The sequence below is a fragment of the Anaerobiospirillum succiniciproducens DSM 6400 genome, assembly GCF_000482845.1.
GTDB classification, from domain to species: Bacteria; Pseudomonadota; Gammaproteobacteria; order Enterobacterales; family Succinivibrionaceae; genus Anaerobiospirillum; species Anaerobiospirillum succiniciproducens.
In genome coordinates, this window is sequence record NZ_AXWV01000012.1 from 33,975 (window position 1) to 51,906 (window position 17,932).

The 17,932-nt window shown below is 43.9% G+C and carries 12 protein-coding genes; 4 read left to right on the forward strand and 8 right to left on the reverse strand.

Annotated elements, in window-relative coordinates:
• Positions 1–742 precede the first annotated feature (742 nt).
• The 7 genes from pheT to H524_RS0101065 all read right to left on the reverse strand — a co-directional run bounded on the left by pheT (position 743) and on the right by H524_RS0101065 (position 10,986).
• Entirely contained in the window at positions 743–3,121 is a 2,379-nt protein-coding gene (pheT, locus tag H524_RS0101030; RefSeq protein WP_027938890.1) for a phenylalanine--tRNA ligase subunit beta, read from the reverse strand.
• Between the two features lie 173 nt (positions 3,122–3,294).
• Positions 3,295–4,278 carry a phenylalanine--tRNA ligase subunit alpha gene (pheS, locus tag H524_RS0101035; protein WP_044121181.1) on the reverse strand — a complete coding sequence of 328 codons (984 nt, stop codon included), beginning with the start codon at positions 4,276–4,278 and terminating at the stop codon, positions 3,295–3,297.
• Between the two features lie 659 nt (positions 4,279–4,937).
• Entirely contained in the window at positions 4,938–5,492 is a 555-nt protein-coding gene (locus H524_RS0101045) for a DJ-1 family glyoxalase III (protein ID WP_027938892.1), read from the reverse strand.
• A 330-nt stretch (positions 5,493–5,822) separates the two neighbouring features.
• Positions 5,823–7,322 carry an FtsX-like permease family protein gene (locus H524_RS16150; RefSeq protein ID WP_052338825.1) on the reverse strand — a complete coding sequence of 500 codons (1,500 nt, stop codon included), beginning with the start codon at positions 7,320–7,322 and terminating at the stop codon, positions 5,823–5,825.
• Positions 7,323–7,498: 176 nt separating this feature from the next.
• Entirely contained in the window at positions 7,499–8,275 is a 777-nt protein-coding gene (locus H524_RS13545; RefSeq protein WP_084281574.1) for an ABC transporter ATP-binding protein, read from the reverse strand.
• 175 nt (positions 8,276–8,450) lie between these two features.
• On the reverse strand, positions 8,451–9,794 hold the full coding sequence (locus H524_RS0101060) for an FtsX-like permease family protein (RefSeq protein WP_084281575.1): 1,344 nt from the start codon (positions 9,792–9,794) through the stop codon (positions 8,451–8,453).
• A gap of 337 nt (positions 9,795–10,131) precedes the next feature.
• Entirely contained in the window at positions 10,132–10,986 is an 855-nt protein-coding gene (locus H524_RS0101065; protein ID WP_027938894.1) for an aldo/keto reductase, read from the reverse strand.
• 737 nt (positions 10,987–11,723) lie between these two features.
• On the opposite strand from H524_RS0101065, the gene H524_RS0101070 reads away from it, so the two are divergent.
• The 4 genes from H524_RS0101070 (at position 11,724) to H524_RS17835 (ending at position 15,846) form a co-directional block, all read left to right on the forward strand.
• Positions 11,724–12,515, forward strand: coding sequence for a hypothetical protein (locus tag H524_RS0101070; protein ID WP_027938895.1), 792 nt, complete (start codon positions 11,724–11,726; stop codon positions 12,513–12,515).
• A 469-nt stretch (positions 12,516–12,984) separates the two neighbouring features.
• On the forward strand, positions 12,985–13,737 hold the full coding sequence (locus H524_RS0101075; protein ID WP_044121183.1) for an FKBP-type peptidyl-prolyl cis-trans isomerase: 753 nt from the start codon (positions 12,985–12,987) through the stop codon (positions 13,735–13,737).
• Between the two features lie 294 nt (positions 13,738–14,031).
• On the forward strand, positions 14,032–15,492 hold the full coding sequence (gene thiI / locus H524_RS0101080; protein ID WP_027938897.1) for a tRNA uracil 4-sulfurtransferase ThiI: 1,461 nt from the start codon (positions 14,032–14,034) through the stop codon (positions 15,490–15,492).
• A 219-nt stretch (positions 15,493–15,711) separates the two neighbouring features.
• The gene (locus H524_RS17835; protein WP_281171297.1) at positions 15,712–15,846 is read left to right on the forward strand and encodes a hypothetical protein; all 135 of its coding nucleotides are present in this window, start codon (positions 15,712–15,714) and stop codon (positions 15,844–15,846) included.
• Here H524_RS17835 and H524_RS0101090 read toward each other — a convergent pair.
• The gene (locus H524_RS0101090; RefSeq protein ID WP_052338826.1) at positions 15,843–17,489 is read right to left on the reverse strand and encodes a phosphoethanolamine transferase; all 1,647 of its coding nucleotides are present in this window, start codon (positions 17,487–17,489) and stop codon (positions 15,843–15,845) included. The genes H524_RS17835 and H524_RS0101090 overlap by 4 nt on opposite strands.
• Between the last annotated feature and the right edge of the window lie 443 nt (positions 17,490–17,932).

A 17,932-nucleotide genomic window follows, 5' to 3' on the forward strand; every position in this document is an offset into this window, starting at 1 on the left:
AGCAGGTTCAAATTGATATTGCACAGCTCTTAAGACAAGGGTCAGCACAGGTTAAGAAAAAACACTTTACTCAGAATAATCTGAGCATATCTTACCTGTATGCACTCCATGCGCATCTTGCCAATGCAACAAAAAATCACAAAGCACAGAACAAAAACACTATTTTTTGACTAAGCTCACGGCTTTGACGTGAAGTCAAAAAATTGCTTTCTGTGAGATTTAGTAAAGATGCGTGTTTTGATAGCTTTTTAGCAAACGCTCAACTATGGCTATCAAAAATTTGCATCAACTCTAGCAAACAAGTCTAATGCAAAACTTAGAACTAACCGCCTCAAGCGGGATAATTTAGTGCCAGAGCTTATAAAAACAGCCTTTGACGAAGAAACTATTAAAGTTAAGGCCGTTGCAAGATACACCAAAACAGCTCTCTTGTAACGGCCTTAATTGTGTCTCTTCAAGACAGATCAAACTTATGCAAGCCTTATCACTTGTAAAGCTACACAATAGTGCGAACCACGCGGCATCGTGATTGTCTTTAAGCTAACCTAGCGTAAGTAAAAGCCCGCGCAAGATAACCTGCACTATAAGCCTACGCAAGATTGCTTGCGCTAGGAGCCTTGCGCTTTATTTGCGCATTAGAGCTAAGACAACAGCTTATCAAATGATTTTGCACTATGATTTAAGTTTGCTCTTCAGAGCGGATAGGGCCATTAGCCCTATCCTTGGCTATTTAGCTAAATAACTACTGACGTAACTCAGCACCGAACTTGCTCTTAACAGCCTCGAGAATCTTGTTAACTACAGATTCAACTTCAGCATCCTCAAGAGTGTGGTCGTTGTCATGTAAGGTTACGCCTAAGGCGATAGAGCGCTTATCACCTAAAGCCTCGCTCTCGAATACGTCGAAGATGCCAGCATCGGTCACGATGTTACCGCCAACAGCCTTGATCTCCTTTAACAGAGCGGAAGCTGAAACGGTCTTATCGATTACGAAAGCAAAGTCACGACGTACAGATGGGAACTTGGAGATTTCCTTGCTCTGAGGGATGATACGTAGGCTTAATGCAGCACGCTCAATCTCAAATACAGCAACAGGAGTCTTAAAGCCAAGATCCTTTTGAGCCTGAGGGTGGAGCATACCAACAACACCAACCTTCTTACCATCAAGGAACAGATCTGCACCCTGACCTGGGTGTAAGAATGGCTCGTCAGTTACCTTCCACTCAAAGTCATCAGCACGAGCAGTCAGAGCTAACAGTGCCTCAACGTCGCCCTTGATATCAAAGAAATCAACGTGACGGGCCTTGTTATTCCATGACTCAACCTCAGTATCACCAATAGCAATACCGGCGATCATAGGCTCTTGGGCAACACCATTTTCAGCTGCCTTATCTTGGATGTAGCGCAGACCTAACTCGAAAAGACGCACGCGCTTTTGCTGGCGGTTAGCATTGTACTTAGCAACAACAGCTAAACCTGCAAGCAGAGTAGTACGCATTGCAGACATCTCAACTGAGATTGGGGTGGATAAGACTAAAGGCTCCTTGTCGTTGAATACCTTGAGCACCTTAGGATCAGTGAAGGAGTAAGTGATAGCCTCTTGGAAACCAGAGAGAACTAAGCAGTTGCGTAAAGCCTTCTCAGCTAAGACCTCTTCCTTGTCAGCACGCATGATCATGGTGGCAACAGGCAGAGTGTTACGGATATTGTTGTAACCGTAAATACGTGCAACTTCCTCAATCAGATCCTCTTCGATCTCAATGTCAAAGCGGAATGATGGGGAAGTAGTCTTGAAGCCGCCCTCAATAGCAACTGGGTTTAAACCTAAGTCCTTTAAGATGCGCTCAACTTCGTCAACAGGGATCTCACAGCCTAAGATCTTGTTTAAACGTGCAATACGTAACACGATCTCTTTGCCAAGACCAAGCTTAGACTCATCAGCACACTCAACTACAGGGCCTGCGCTACCACCAGCAATAGCAATTAACAGCTCAGTAGCACGCTCAATAGCACGAACTTGCAGCTGAGGATCTACACCACGCTCAAAGCGGTGGGAGGCATCAGTCTTTAAGCCATAGTGACGTGCACGACCCTTGATAGCCAGTGGAGAGAAGAATGCAGACTCTAAGAAGACATCTACAGTCTCATCGTTAATACCGGAGTCTGCACCACCGAAGATACCAGCAAGAGCAAGTGGGCCCTTTGCATCAGCGATGATTAAGGTCTTCTCGGTAAGCTCAAGCTCTTCACCAGAAAGCACGGTCAGCTTCTCACCAGCTTTGGCAAAGCGCACAACGATACCATCGGTGAGGCGGTTGAAATCAAATGAGTGCAGTGGCTGACCTAACTCGAGCATTACATAGTTAGTAACGTCAACGATTGGAGATACAGCACGAATACCGCAACGACGGAGCTTTTCTTTCATCCACAGAGGGCTTTGAGCCTTCTGATTTACGCCACGAATAACACGACCAACATAACGTGGGCATGCCTCAAAATCTTCAATGGCAATTGGGAAAGTATCACTAATAGTCTCAGGAACCTTGTTAAAAGGAACCTCTTTTAATGGAGACTTAGTTAATACGCCAACCTCACGAGCAATACCGCGAATTGAGAGGCAGTCTGGACGGTTGGTGGTCAGATCAACGTCGATAACGTGATCTTTTAACTGTAAGTAGTCATGTAAATCGGTGCCTACTGGAGCATCTGCTGGCAGCTCAATGATGCCATCAGACTCTTCAGCCATGCCAAGCTCTTTGTATGAGCACAGCATACCAAAAGACTCAACGCCACGTAGCTTAGCCTCTTTGATGGTGATGCCTGGTAAGTGAGCGCCAACCTTGGAGCAAGCTACCTTTAAACCAGTACGGCAGTTAGCCGCGCCACAAACGATCTGCAGTAACTCGCCAGTACCTGCATCAATCTTGGTTACATGTAAGTGGTCTGAATCTGGGTGATCTACGCACTCAACAACTTCAGCAACTACAACGCCATCAAACTCAGCGCAAACACCCTCAGTGCTATCCACCTCAAGGCCTGCCATGGTAATCGCATCTGACATTTCCTGAGCGCTTAAGGTGTTCTCAACCCACTCATCAACCCAGCTTTTATTGAACTTCATACTAAATCCATAGGGCCTACACATCACTCACGCCTTATAGAGCTTAAATCGCTGTTTTTGGCTGTGTGTATGTCTTATGCCCTTAAAAAATCTGTACCAACCTTAGCTTTTGGCAAAGGCTATGGAGACTAACCACATCCACATCTGGTCTGTGATCTAGTCGTGTTGAATGCTTAAGCGAACTGCTTTAAGAAACGTAAGTCGTTTTCAAAGAAAGCACGCAGATCCTTAACACCGTAGCGCAGCATAGTCAGACGCTCGATGCCCATACCAAAGGCAAAGCCGTTGTAGACTTCAGGATCGATACCAACGTTGCGCAGCACGTTAGGGTGAACCATACCGCAGCCTAAAACCTCAAGCCACTTGCCACCCTTACGGCGCACGTCAACTTCAGCTGATGGCTCAGTGAATGGGAAGTATGAAGGACGGAAACGAACCTCAAGCTCTTCTTCAAAGAACTTCTGTAAGAACTCGTATAACACGCCCTTAAGCTCTGCAAAAGACACATTCTTGTCCACATACAGACCTTCGATCTGATGGAACATTGGGGTGTGGGTCATGTCGTAGTCGTTACGATATACACGACCTGGGGAGATAATACGGATAGGAGGCTCGCTCTTCTCCATAGTACGAATCTGTACAGATGAAGTCTGAGAACGGAGCAGCAGGCCGTTAGGGAACATGAAGGTGTCGTGGCTATCACGAGCTGGGTGGTGAGGTGGCAGATTTAACGCATCGAAGTTGTGATAATCATCTTCGATCTCTGGACCTTGCGCAACTTCAAAGCCCATGGAGCCAAACAGCTCAGTTAAGCGCTCGATAGTGCGAGTAACTGGGTGAAGAGTGCCTACATCGCGGTGACGACCTGGCAGAGTGATATCAACCTTTTCCTCTGCAAGCTTGGCATCAAGAGCAGCCTTCTCAAGTTCGGCGCGGCGTTTTTCAATGGCAGCGACAACCTCCTGCTTAGCCTCGTTAATCACCGCACCACGCTGTGGACGCTCAGCAGGATCACACTTAGCAAGCTCCTTCATAAATTCTGCAAACAAGCCTTTCTTGCCTAAGAAATTTACTCGTACTGCGTCCAAATCCTGAAGATTCTTGACGTCCTGAGCGGCAGCAATACCGTCTTGTTTCGCCTGAACTAGCTTATCCATGAACAAAAAACCGTGTTAATTACAAACAAATGTTTAAGGCAGTTAATCTACCTTTGACTACCGTATCAGCAGCAATTATCTGCCCAAGCTATAGTGCCAACTTACGTAATAAACCATTTTCATAAAAGACTATGGCTTAAATACCCTTAGTGCTGCACTTGCCTGCGGTATGAAAAACTTTAAGGCCTGATCATATCGCGCCCAAAGACGCTATTTGATGAGCCTTTCTTACATCTTTTTAGATGTCACTTTGTCAAAAGTTGTTAAGCTTGCAATTATCTCATGCATTAGCATAAATCGCAAAAAAAGCGGGATCTTAATCTTTGAGCCATCATCTTTGCCCCATACATTTACATTCTCAAGCACCCCGTGCTTGTTATTCACAAGCCTAGATGCAAGCTAAGCATCTTAGGCCTTTGAGCAGAAAAAATCTGCACTAATCATCGGCATCAACATACACCGCCGCATTGTTACTAGGCACGTAGCATCTTCAGCATCAACGCCTAACCCACATCATTCCAGGGCTAAAAACAAAAAACGACTTGTACTTTTGCAAATACAAGCCGTCTTTAGTGTCATGATCAACGATCTTTGCTTAGGTTTTAACAAATAGGCCACACGCCTATTTGTTAAAAGATCATTGTTTGAATAGTTAACTACTATTCGTAGAGCATGCCCTGCTTAACCTTATCAAATTGCTCAGCACCAATAAGCACCTTAAGGCAGGCTAAACCAAAGTCGATAGAGTAAGCTGGGCCCTTACCAGTTACTAATAAGTGCTGCGCATCGATAGTTACACCCTCTGCAGTGTAGTTTTTGATGCTTGCATGGCAGCCAGGATAGCCAGTAGCTTTTGCTTCGCCTACTAAGTCATGAGCGCCTAAAACTAAGCCTGGAGCTGCGCAAATAGCGCCAAGGTATTTGCCCTGTGCCTTATTTGCCTTTAAGAGTGCAACTAGGTGTTCATTAGCAGCACAGTTATTTGAGCCATCTAAACCACCCGGGATCACAATCATGTCATAAGGACCAACGCACTCACTAATGTGCTGATCGCAAACGACCTTCATGCCGTGAGACAGAGTCACTTCTTTTGAACCATCTGCAGTAACTGCAGCGCGAATTACCTTAACACCACCGCGATCTAAGATGGAGGCAACTGAGGTAACTTCCATATCCTCAGAACCATTGGCATAAGCTACTAATGCAACAGGCATAGCTAAATCCTCAACATTACAATCACTGACTCAACACAATCAAAAAAGCCAGTGCTACTTTGACTATGCTATTGAAAAATGCAAGCTTTTGCATCAAAGACTTTGTCTTTGTGAGATAAAAAACACACAAGCTCACCTTAAGGACGCACACAAAACGTCCACAAAGCAGGATGCACTGCAACGCAAAAGTCACTCGTTTAGTTTAAAGGCTGCTCCACTTTACAGCACTCTTAGAGTAGATATCCTTTAGCCTCGCTCTTAGAGTAGATATCATCTAGCTTCGCTCTTAGCTGCAATACTCTTGTTAAGCACACTTGCCACTACCCTATTTTAGAGATTTAACTCCTGTGCTGGCTGCACACGGGAGGCACGCATGGCCGGATATATAGCGGCTAGCCAACTCATTAGCAATGATGCTAGAGCAACAATTAAAACGTCGATGAAACTAAGATCGCTTGGAATGAAATTGATGAAATAGACATCCTCATTAAGCAGATCAAAGCCAAACCACTCTTTCCAAGAGGAAGTGATTGGACTTAGGCTTAAGCTTAATAAGATACCTGGGATAAGACCAAATAAGGTGCCGTAAAGTCCGGTGATAATACCCATCAGTGAGAAAGTACGCACGATCTGAGATCGTGGCATACCCATAGTAAGCAAAATAGCAATCTCACGGCGCTTTTCACTGGTCATCATCATGAGGTTTGAGACGATATTAAAGCAAGCTACAGCTAAGACTAAGAACATGGCGATAAACATGATCTGTCTTACCATCTGAATATCATGGTAGAGCTTGCCTTGTGAATTAATCCAGGTTGAGAGCATCGCGTTTTCGCTGATCTTGCCGTAAGTAGCATCGTAAATAATGCGGTTGGTATCCTTAAGTACGCTAGTGCGAATATGGATAGCATTTGGACCTTCTAGCTTGGATATAGTTAGCAACTCATCAAGATCCATTAAGGCAAGCGATCCATCAAGCTGACCGCCTAAATGAATCACACCAATCACTAAAGCCTTGTTGCGATTAGGTGCCTTTAAAGAGCTTTCAAAATCCTTAAAATCATCATGCTGTTGTTGCACATTAGACATGACCATCATGGTCACGACATCGCCCGCACCAACACCTAACTTCTTAGCGATGCTAGAGCCAATGATAATGCGTGGCATCTTGTCATAAGCGCTATTAACTTGCTCACTAGCGCTATTAGATTGCTCACTAGCACTATCACCTGCTGCAGCTATACTCGTTTTAGTATCTACATCGCTAACCTTAGCGCTGTTGCTGTCATTTGTCTGAGTGTTTGTTTCTACTGACCTGTTGACCTTGGCCAAGGTGGTATCTTGAGTGGTATCTGCCTTTGGGGTATTAACTGAACAATGTCCGGCAATAGACTTGAACTCATCGTGATTGAGGCAATTCATGTCCACGTTGATAAAGCGCTGAATCTCAACTACTTCTTTTTCAGCTTGCGGATCGATACCAGTGATGAGCAAAGGGGCAAATGCACGATTAGCTGAGAGGATGGCTCTTACCTCTGCTGCTGGGGCTGTAGATTGAATGCGCTTATCTTGTTTAAGCACACTTTCAATACCCTCGACATCTTTAAAGTGCGAGTCAGATGCGGTTAAACGTGCTGAAGGGATTACGGATAAGACGCGGTTTTCAAGCTCAGATTCAAAGCCATTCATCGCAGAGAAGCCGACAATAGCTGCAAACACACCTACTGCAATGCCGCAAGTTGAGGCAAAAGAGATGAAACGGGTTAAGGCACCTTTACGACGCGATCTAACGAAACGTAACGAAAGCATCATGCCTAAATTATCAGCCACAGATTTCTCCTGCATTCTTAAGGTGGTTCAATGCCTACCATGACTTACCTTGCTAAGAGCTTAGCTTGGCAAGTTTGGTTACATTTAGCGTTTGGTAAGCTGTTAATTGCTCCCATCACGACTTTTCGTCTATCAGCACTAAGTCTTTAAAGACAAATCTAACAGACCTTGCTTACTTATGAGCCTTTAGTTTTTAACTTTACTTCTTTTGCGGCTCTGCTAAGAGCTAATTTGCTAACTACTGAGGCAACCTCACTGTCAGAATCGCCAAAGGTGCCATCTTTAATGACACCGCCTGCCATTTCATAGATAGTGTCGCATTGCTTAGCTAAAGACATGTCATGGGTAACCATAACTACAGCTGAGCCTTCATCACGCACTAGCTCTTGTAACAGCTCAAATACCTTAGCTGCATTAGTCTCATCAAGATTACCAGTTGGCTCATCGGCAAGAACCATCTCTGGTGAGTACACTAAAGCACGAGCAATAGCAGCACGCTGTCTTTCACCGCCAGAGAGCTCGGATGGCAAGTGATGCATGTGACTTACTAAACCTACTCGATCTAAAAGATACTGCGCTCTTTCTTTGGCTAAGGATGGATTTACCTTATCAATAAGCAGAGGCAGCATTACATTTTCAAGCGCAGTAAAGTCACCTAAAAGATGATGAAACTGATAGACAAAGCCTAAATGACGATTTCTAAAACGTGCTTTGGCTCTGCTTGAAAGGCCATTGATGAGCACATCCTGAAAGTAGATATCGCCCTTATCTGGAGTATCTAAGGTACCTAAGATATGTAACAAGGTACTCTTACCTGAACCAGACTTACCAACAATTGCAGTCATCTTTGAGGCCTCGATATCTAAATCGACTCCTTTGAGCACAGCTGTCTTGATCTTGCCTTCGTCATAAGCGTGCTCTATGCCGCGTCCTTTATATAAAATCTTGTGCATTGTTAGTAGTCCGTTACGGTAACTATAAACTTACATTAATCAAGGGTGAAGTTTGCTAGTACAAGATAGCTATCTAAGATAAGTACCTGCATAGCTTTCTTTACGATGAGCTGCCGCACATTGTTTTAGCTATTCACTAAGTTTATTGTTTTAGCTATTCACTAAGTTTATTGTTTTAGCTATTCACTAAGTTTGAGGCAGGGTCAGCTTTTGCGGCCACATAAGATGGGTAGAAAGTACACAGCAAAGACACGCCTAAACTTAAAACACAGATAACTACGATGTTCATTGGGTTTACTACCACTGGCAATTCACCTTGAACAATACTAATACCGATAGTGCTTAAAATAGCCTGCGCATTATAAGCCAGCGGAATGCCGGCAATCACACCAACTAAAGATCCTATGATGCCTGATGACATTCCAAGCAATCCAAAAATAGCAAGGATAGATGAGCTAGGCATACCAATAGTCTTCAAGATGGCGATCTCACTAACACGTGAACTTACCATCATGGTCAGTGATGAGAGAATATTAAAAGCTGCCACTACAACAATAAGACATAGCATTAAGGACATAGAGATCTTCTCAAGTCCCACGGCTTTAAATAAGTCGCCATAACGCGAGCGCCAATCGGTGTAAGCAAATTTTTTGTCTAATGTGGAGAGGGTCTCTTCAATTAAGAAAGGGTCACTTAAATACAGTCTGTAGTATTGCTCGCCCTTGCCTAGACGCAGAAAACGACTGACATCCTCATAGTTGCCAACTACAGTTGGGGCCGGTGACTTATCCAGACTATTTATAAGCGCACTTACTTCAAAGTTGCGTGCAACCGGGGTGATGCCAAATGGAGTGTAGCGAGCATTTTGCGTACTGATAAGTCTTACCTTGCTATCGTAAGAGAGCTCTATACCCATCTGCGAGACTTGCATATAGTTCACCGCTAGATGATAGGATCCTGGTTCAAAATTGAACAAGCTGCCATAGGCATAGCCTAAAGAGTCAAACTCCATAAGCGGAATCTTAATTACCTTCTCACCTGTAGTGTAGGTTAAAGGCTCATCAGTGCTCTTAAGTTCATCACCTGAGTGCACACCTCTTTGTTCAAAATTAGCCACATCCTGCTCACTAATGCCAAGCTTTTGTGCATAGTCCTTAGAAAGGTACAAAGAGTTATTGTCGGTAGCTTGCAATGTAACCATGGCAATTTCACTACCAAATTGCATCATGGACTCGCCTTGAACAAAAGGAACCAAGGCATTGACGTTATTTAACGAAAGTAAGTAAGGAATATCTTGTACCTGTGCTTTGACCACCAAATGAGCACAATCACTCAAGATGTTTTCTTTCAAGCGCTCTTGCAGACCCTGCATGATAGAGCTAACTACAATCAAGGCACATACACCAATGGCAATACCTAAAGTAGCCAATGTAGCCACAAACGATGCGAAGCGTTGTTTCTTGGTGCCTCTGGTATAGCGTACAGCAATGAAGAATATCGAGTTACTAAATAAACTCACTTTATAAAAACCTAAAACATGTCATCCACAGTCATTGAAGCTGTGAGCATATCAGATTTAATAACACTTATCTTAATAAAACCGCTATTGCATCATAAAGGTAAGCTTTAACGGCCGAATGATGTTCAAAACAACATCGATCATAAATAGTTTAGTGGCACGATCCACCACACATGGCTCTAAGCGTAAAAAGATCTAACGACCAACTTAACCTAACATGACACAGGCAGTAACAAAGTTACATTCCTAATAGACCGTAGCGCTAAAAGCAATTAACAGCAGCTAGAAAACCTCTCCTTGATAAGTTCATGCTCTGATAATGTTATAGCGCATTAACTTATGGATGGTTATGACTAAGATCAGCAACAGCCTGAACAAACTCAGGATCAGAATGATCGCAAAATGCAGAACGCCCCGTATCGAGCATACGAATTAAGGACATATCTGAGTTTGAGATCTCAAAATCAAACACACTAATATTCTCTTCCATACGCTTGATATGCGAAGACTTTGGAATGGCGATAATGCCACTTTGCACTAAAAAGCGCAGACCAATTTGAGCTACTGTGCGATTGTATTTAGCAGCGATCTTCAATAAAACTGGATTTTCAAAGAAGCTATTCTTACCCTCGGCAAAAGGCCCCCATGCCTCAAGCTGTACCTTAAACTTATCCATATAAGGCCTCAGCTTAGCTTGCTGCTGAAATACGTGAGTCTCCATCTGATTGATCTGAGGCTTGATCTCCATAAAGTTGCACAGATCAACGAGGCGATCGGCAAAGAAATTAGAGACGCCAATGGCTCTAACTTTGCCATCTTTAAGCGCTTTTTGCAGGGCTCTATACGTACCATAGTAATCGCCATATGGCTGATGGATCAGCATGAGATCAATATAGTCAGTCTGCAAGCGCTTGAGCGACTCATCAATCGATGCTGCAGCTAAATTCTCACCACTATGAGCCACCCAGATCTTAGAAGTTAAAAAGAACTCATCACGAGGCACGGATGACTTTTTTACAGCCATGCCTACAGCCTCTTCATTGTGATAAGCCTGAGCTGTATCAATCAAACGATAACCCACGCTAATAGCATCGGATACGGCTTTAACACACTCATTATGATCAGGAATTTGGAACACACCAAAGCCCAATGCTGGTATCTTAACCCCATTGTTCAAAACAATATTGTGCATCCTGGCTCCTACTCACTAGTTCAATCAGATCCTTGCTGCAGTTAAAGTCTAGTTCCATCAACATAATCTCTTACCTGCATTTAGCATATGATAGCTTCAGGTAAAGACATTTACTGCCAAAGTAAGTGACGATTCTAGCCGAAAGTTAAAACACTTTCTGTGTTGCCATCTAGGTTTTTGATGAAAAGACTCAAGATACAACTAAATTAGTACAAAAAGATCATCTCCTTATCCTAAAGCTAAGATCTTTAAGTGGCATTTACCCAGCTAACTAAGATCTTTAAGCGGCATATACCTAGCTCACTAAGATCTTTAAGCGGCATATACCTAGCTCACTGAGACCTTTAAGCGGCATATACCTAGATCACTGAGATCTTAAAGTGCATATACCTAGATCACTGAGATCTTAAAGTGCATTTACCTAAATCACTAAGATCTTTGCCCCATTTGTGGACGTAAGGCAAATTTCTATGTTGTATCTAAGATCTTAGGTGTTACCACAGTCTCCACGATTTTATGAGACATTTTGTGATCTTTAGGCAGTAAAATTTTGGCGTGAACGACAAAAAATCTCAATCTATACGCTACAATAGCGACCTTAATGTTAGTGAGACGCACGTAATGCTAGAGCGCATTTTTGTTTATTGTAGGCGTGCAACCTACAAAGAAGATCGCTAAGCATTTAGCTATGTGCAATAGAGATAAAAGCGTGTTTTTGCTTCACGCTTAGTTTGAGAATGAAGAATTCTAAATCCCATTCAAAGCGCCTATCCATCGGTGAGCTTTTCTACTCATTCCAGGATTGGGCCTTATTCAATCACGATGGCTCTGTGAGTCGTTTTCGTGTGAGCTGCCTGAGCCTTTTCGCTCTGTCACTGCTCTTACACGTAGCACTCAAACTAAACGGTACTGACTATCAAGATCCTTCCTTGGTAGCAACAAGAGCCGATGCCACCGCACAAGCTGTACCCGTTCAAACCTCTGTATCCCGTGGCTCCATGAGCCAAGGCCATGAGAGCAACAATCTCATGAGCATGAATAGCACTCAGCAAACTGCTGCAGTTGATGAAGAGTGGGAAGAAGAGGAAGTTAAGAGCGCTTGGTACATGTTCGGCTTTGGCGATGAAGAGCGTAAAAAGAAGCAACAGCTTGCTGCTAACCGTAAAGCTGCTGCTAGCGAGATCATCGACGGAGCTGCTTTCTTATCAGCCTGCGGCAACATTAACTCTGGTTATATTGGCTGCCGTTTTAGCTTCTCTGAAAAGATTCAAAAGAACTTTGATAGCACTGTAGAAGCTGCTGATGATGGCTTTATGCTCACCTTAACTGCAAAGGGCAATCAGCTTTCTGATCGTTGCTCCCGTTTTGTAGTTAACTCTGAGGGCGTTTATCAAGCCTTTGATCGCAATGGTGCCCTCAACAACAAGTGCTTTGGTAGCTCTATTAAGAGCTCAGAGGTTCTATCTATCCGCAACAATGAAGATCAAGTCCACTCTTCAAATTCTCAAAGCGGTTTAGCCTCTAACTAAGATCTCTAAGCTGCAGCCTCAGTGCTGCAGCTACCACCCATCCCTCAAGATCTTGGCTCATCTTAATCTATCCAGCCTAATTAGCATTAGTTTGTTGTTTCCCCACCATCTAATCCAATCACACTATCTTTACTTAGAAATCTAAATGCTAACAAGAGTGCCACTAGCTAATTACATATCTCATGTGGCCTAGATGCTATAACTGATGGCTAGATTGCCTTATATACGGGCTTTGTTGCGACTGTATCATCTGACTAAAAATCGCAATAAAAGCGCCAGTGCTCTAGCATACCATGAAGATAAAATGGCTATTGTTCGGCCTTTGGTGCACAAGTGGGCCATCATAAGGGCGCGTTCATTGATGGTGTCTTTTGAACTTGTTGCGATGGAGTTGCAACAAACTAACTCAAATTAGCCAATGGTGTATAATCAAACAGATATCCAAACCAACGGTAAGAAGACCTAAATTATGTACAAGATTGCTGAAAACTCAGTCGTAAGTGTTTCCTATTACGTAACTGATGAGACCGATCAAGTTGTTGGTCGTACAGACACTAACCAGCCTATGGTTGCTCTCTTAGGTAAAGGCCAATTAGTTAAGGGTCTTGAAGATGCCTTAATCGGTCTTTCCAAGGGTGATGAGTTCGTAATTACTCTTGAGCCAAAAGATGCTTTTGGTGAGATCAAGCAGGAGCTCATTCAGGAAATCGATCGCGGTTTATTTGGCAACTATCCTCTTGAGAAGGATAACATGTTCGAGGCTGACACTAGCACTGGCCCTCGTTTAGTTATCGTTTCCGAGATCAAGGAAAATACTGTTGTTGTAGACGGTAACCACCCATTAGCTGGTAAGACCTTAAAGTTCATGGGCACTGTTGAAGATGCTCGTGAGGCTACTGCTGAGGAAATCGCTCACGGTCACGCTCATCCAGATGGCCTGTGCCCATCAGAAAGCCACGGCGGCTGCTGCGGCGGTCACGGTGGTCATGGTTGCGGTTGTGGCGGCGGTCACCACCATCACCATGAGGAAGATCATGAGTGCTGCGGTGGCGGTCATGAGCACGGTCACGGCGGCTGCGGTTGCTCTGGTCATGGTCATCACCACGATGAAGAGCACGAGTGCTGTGGTGGTCATGGTCATCACCACGATGATGAAGAGCATGAGTGCTGCGGCGGTGGTCATGGCCACGGTCACGGCGGCTGCGGTTGCAGACACAACTAAGATTTGATGCTCAAAACTTCTAAGCTCACCAAAACGCATTAATAACATCATTTTGGTGTACACTATGCGCCGAGCTTGTATAGTGCTTTTTAGCGCTTAAATAAGCCCTCTTATGCTTAAAGCTTAAGAGGGCTTTGTATTTATGCCCAATCTGATTAAAGTTAATTCAATCCTCTTGCATGCAAGCAGTAATCTTTAATCATCTAAGCTAGAAACAAAGCTCCCATCACGTTGTTTTTTAGCCTTGCTGCTTAATAAACAACGATCTTCTACCTACTCTGATGTTTCTTATCTATGAAGTTTATTCTCCGACTTTTCCCTGAAATATCCATCAAAAGCAAACCTGTTCGTAACCGCTTAATCAAGGTCTTAACCCAGAACCTGCACAACATCGCTGCTAACCACGGCTTCGAGATCAAAGTGCAGCCACAATGGGATAAGCTCATGGCTACTTTTGGTAGTGATGAGAGCGAAAAGACTCGCACCCAAGCCGTACGTGAGTTATCCCGTATTCCAGGCATCCACTCTTTCTTAGAAGTAAAAGAGTTTACCTTTGAGCGCTTTGAAGACATCTTTGAAGTTGCCGGCCCAATCTACGGTCCATCTTTAAACGGTAAGACCTTTGCTGTACGTGTTCGTCGTCGTGGCAATCACTCTTTCACCTCTCAAGAGGCAGAGCGTATGATTGGCGGCATGTTCAAAGCTCACTACCCTAACTTAGGCGTTAACCTTAACAAGCCTGAGGTAACCATTAATATTGAGCTTGAGCAGGATAAGGCTTTTGTGGTCACCAACAAATATCAGGGTTTAGGCGGCTATCCAGTAGGCTCACAGGGTGTGGCCTTAAGCTTGATCTCTGGCGGTTTTGACTCTGGTGTATCAACCTACAAAGCTATCCACCGTGGCATGAAGGTAAACTACCTGTTCTTTAACATGGGCGGTACTGCTCATGAGATTGGTGTTAAGCAAGAGGCCTACTTCATTTGGGATCGCTTTGGTTCCTCCCACAAGGTTAAGTTTGTCACCATTCCATTTGAGCGCATCGTAGGCCAGATCTTAGAGCGTACCCACCATGGCGTCCGTGGTGTGATCTTAAAGCGTATGATGATGCGTGTAGGCTCTCAAGTTGCCCGCAAACTCAATGCTGAGGCCTTAGTTACTGGTGAGAGCGTTGGTCAGGTATCCTCACAAACTTTAACTAACTTAAACCATATTGATCGCGTATCCGACTGCTTAGTATTACGTCCATTAGTTATGGAAGATAAGCAAGATATCGTAGATAAGGCTTGGGAAATCGGCACCGCTGGTTTTGCTGAGAGCATTCCTGAGTATTGCGGTGTGATCTCTGATCATCCTAACGTTTGCCCTGAGCGCTCTTTCGTTGAGGAAGAAGAAGCTAAGATGGATGCAAACTTAGTTGAAGAAGCCGTCGAAGCTGCAGCTGTTCTTGATATCAAGGCTATTCCTGAGAATACCTCTAAGCTTGAGATCGAGGTTGAGACCGTTAAAGAGCTTGCTAAAGATGACGTGATCTTAGACGTACGCTCACCTGATGATGCTGCCAAGGCTCCGCTTAAAGATGAGACCCATCAAGTCATCGAGCTGCCTTTCTACAAGGTAGCCTCAGAGTTTGGCAATCTCGATAAGCTTAAGACCTATGCCTTATTCTGCGATCAGGGCGTTATGAGCACCATGCAGGCTCATGAGCTCAAAGAAAAAGGCCACCACAACGTTAAGGTCTACCGCCCAGACTAAGATCTAAAAGCACCATGGCTACCTAAAAGCCGCTCATAGAAGCTCATCGCTAGCAGCCGTATCCGTAGCGACCACAGATGTAGCCACTGTAGATCATGCAAAAGGCCAGTAAGAACACTACTCATAAGTAATGCGCTTACTGGCCTTTTTGTATCTTAAGCCTTCATCAGATGCTTAAGCTTAGCTTGCTAAGTACTCACGCCTAGGATAAAGCTTTGCATGGCAGTAAAAGCCACATTTGCTTTGCATGGCAGTAAAGATCCTAGGTTTGCTTTGCATGCTATCGCGCTGCAAAGTACCGATGCTCTCCTTTGCATGCTGATGAGCGAAGCTAAAGGGCCACAATTGCATTAGGCGCGGCAGGCTCTCAAGATATCTAAGCTTGGATCGTAGTCCTTAGTGCTAACATCAAAGATACCAAGCAGAGTGTGGAAGAGATTGTCGTGACTAAACTTTCCAGCACTACTTTGTTTCTCAAGGCACTTCTCATTTAAAGCAAGCATTTTCTGGGCTTTTTCTGATATGTAAAGCTGCATTGGAACTTGCTTTTGTACCTCAGGAGCTACAGCATATGGCAGTCCATGTAGGTAGACACCATTTTCACCTAATGACTCACCATGATCTGAAATATATAACAGCGCCTTATTTTCAGTTGGGGCCTTTTCTAATGCTGTGTAGAGCTTGGAGATTACATAGTCAGTATAAAGGATGGTGTTGTCATAAGCATTGATAACCTCCTCAGTAGAACAGTTCTCTACATCGGCACGGTTACATGCAGGGGTGAATGTCTCAAAGTTCTTTGGGTAGCGCTCATAATAGCGTGGACCATGTGACCCCATCAGATGCACAGCGATAACTGTATCCTTTTTGATGTCCTTAAGATATGGTTCTACTTTCTCAGCTAAGATGGAGTCATAGCAGCGACCATCGACACAATTAGGACTCTTTTCAGGCTTGATATTGACTACATTAACGCGATCACATACGCCCTTGCAGTCGCCTTGATTGTCAATCCAGGTAACATCCACACCGGTCTTTTTCAGCACATCGAGGACATTATCGCGGTTAATCACGAGCTCATCTTTGTAAGTATCTCTAGTTAAATTTGAAAACATGCATGGCACTGATCGCGCAGTGGCTGTACCACATGAGCTTACATTGTTAAAGCCATACATATGCAGCTTAGAGGTGTATGGATTAGTCTGGCGATCATAGCCACGATACTGATAGTTTGCAGCACGACCGGTTTCACCTAAAACTAAGATCATGGCCATTGGCTCTTTACGCTTAGTAATGATCTTAGCATCCTCGCCTAACAGCACTGGCTCTGGTGGAGTAGTAAAGTAGTCTTGCTTTACTACGCGATAAGTTGAGTAGACCACTGTAGTTGGATTGATCTCTCGATTGAGGCTCTTGTTATTACGGCCCACAAACGTAAACTGCTGATAGTAGGCAAGCACAATAGTGCCAGCTAGCGCTAAGGTACCCACAATAGCGCCCATACGAATGAGATTAGAGCGCACTAAGCCCTGAGGATAAGTAATCGGGGCAGTAATAATGATAAAAGCAGGGATGATACCAAGCAGTGTAAATGACAGTACCGAACTAAATGACAGATAAGACAAGGCCTCGGCAGTATTAGTCTGCATGAAGTTACGAACCATGTCCTGATCAAAGACGACGCCGTATTTCAAGGTGCCAATGGTGCACAAAGCACCAAGCAGAGTGATGAAAGACAGACCTGGCTTAAGCACATAGCGCCAAGAAAAGAGAATGAGGAAGATAGAGTAGAGCAGTACACCAACAGCAAATAGTCCAAAAACGATAAAGAAGGCAGACACACCCTCTGCACCATTTGCATTGGACTTCTTATAGATGTCAACCATGTGCTCAATGAGCGGCAAGTTAAGGACTAATAAGAAATATAGTGCCACAATGCCAGTAAAGACAATATTGTTAAACACTATCTTTGGCATCTTGCTGTACAGACTAAACATTTTGCAATTCACACATAAAGAAGGAAAACGATTCTAACGCCCACTAAAGCATTGTGGATTCAATATGAAACTACTATCTTCATGACATAAAGATAGATTGCTAATGCCTGCTTATGGGTTAATACCATAAAACTTTATCAAGCATTGAAGCTGGTCTCTTCTTAACGAAATCCACACCCACACTGCAATTGGCCATAACACAATAAGCTCACAAAACCATTGGTAAAGCCATTATTTAGCGAGCGCACGTAAGTGTACTCGCGTAAGGTTAGGTTTTTATTAGCAAACAAACCTTTAATCTCTAACTCAAAAATAATTATCAATTTAACGGCCCAAAAAAACGAGTGTAACCCATACAAACTTTGAATCATATACACTGCCAGTAAATCGCTATGCTCAGCATCATAGCCCACAGTCATTACTTGAAAGATTGAGCTTATGAC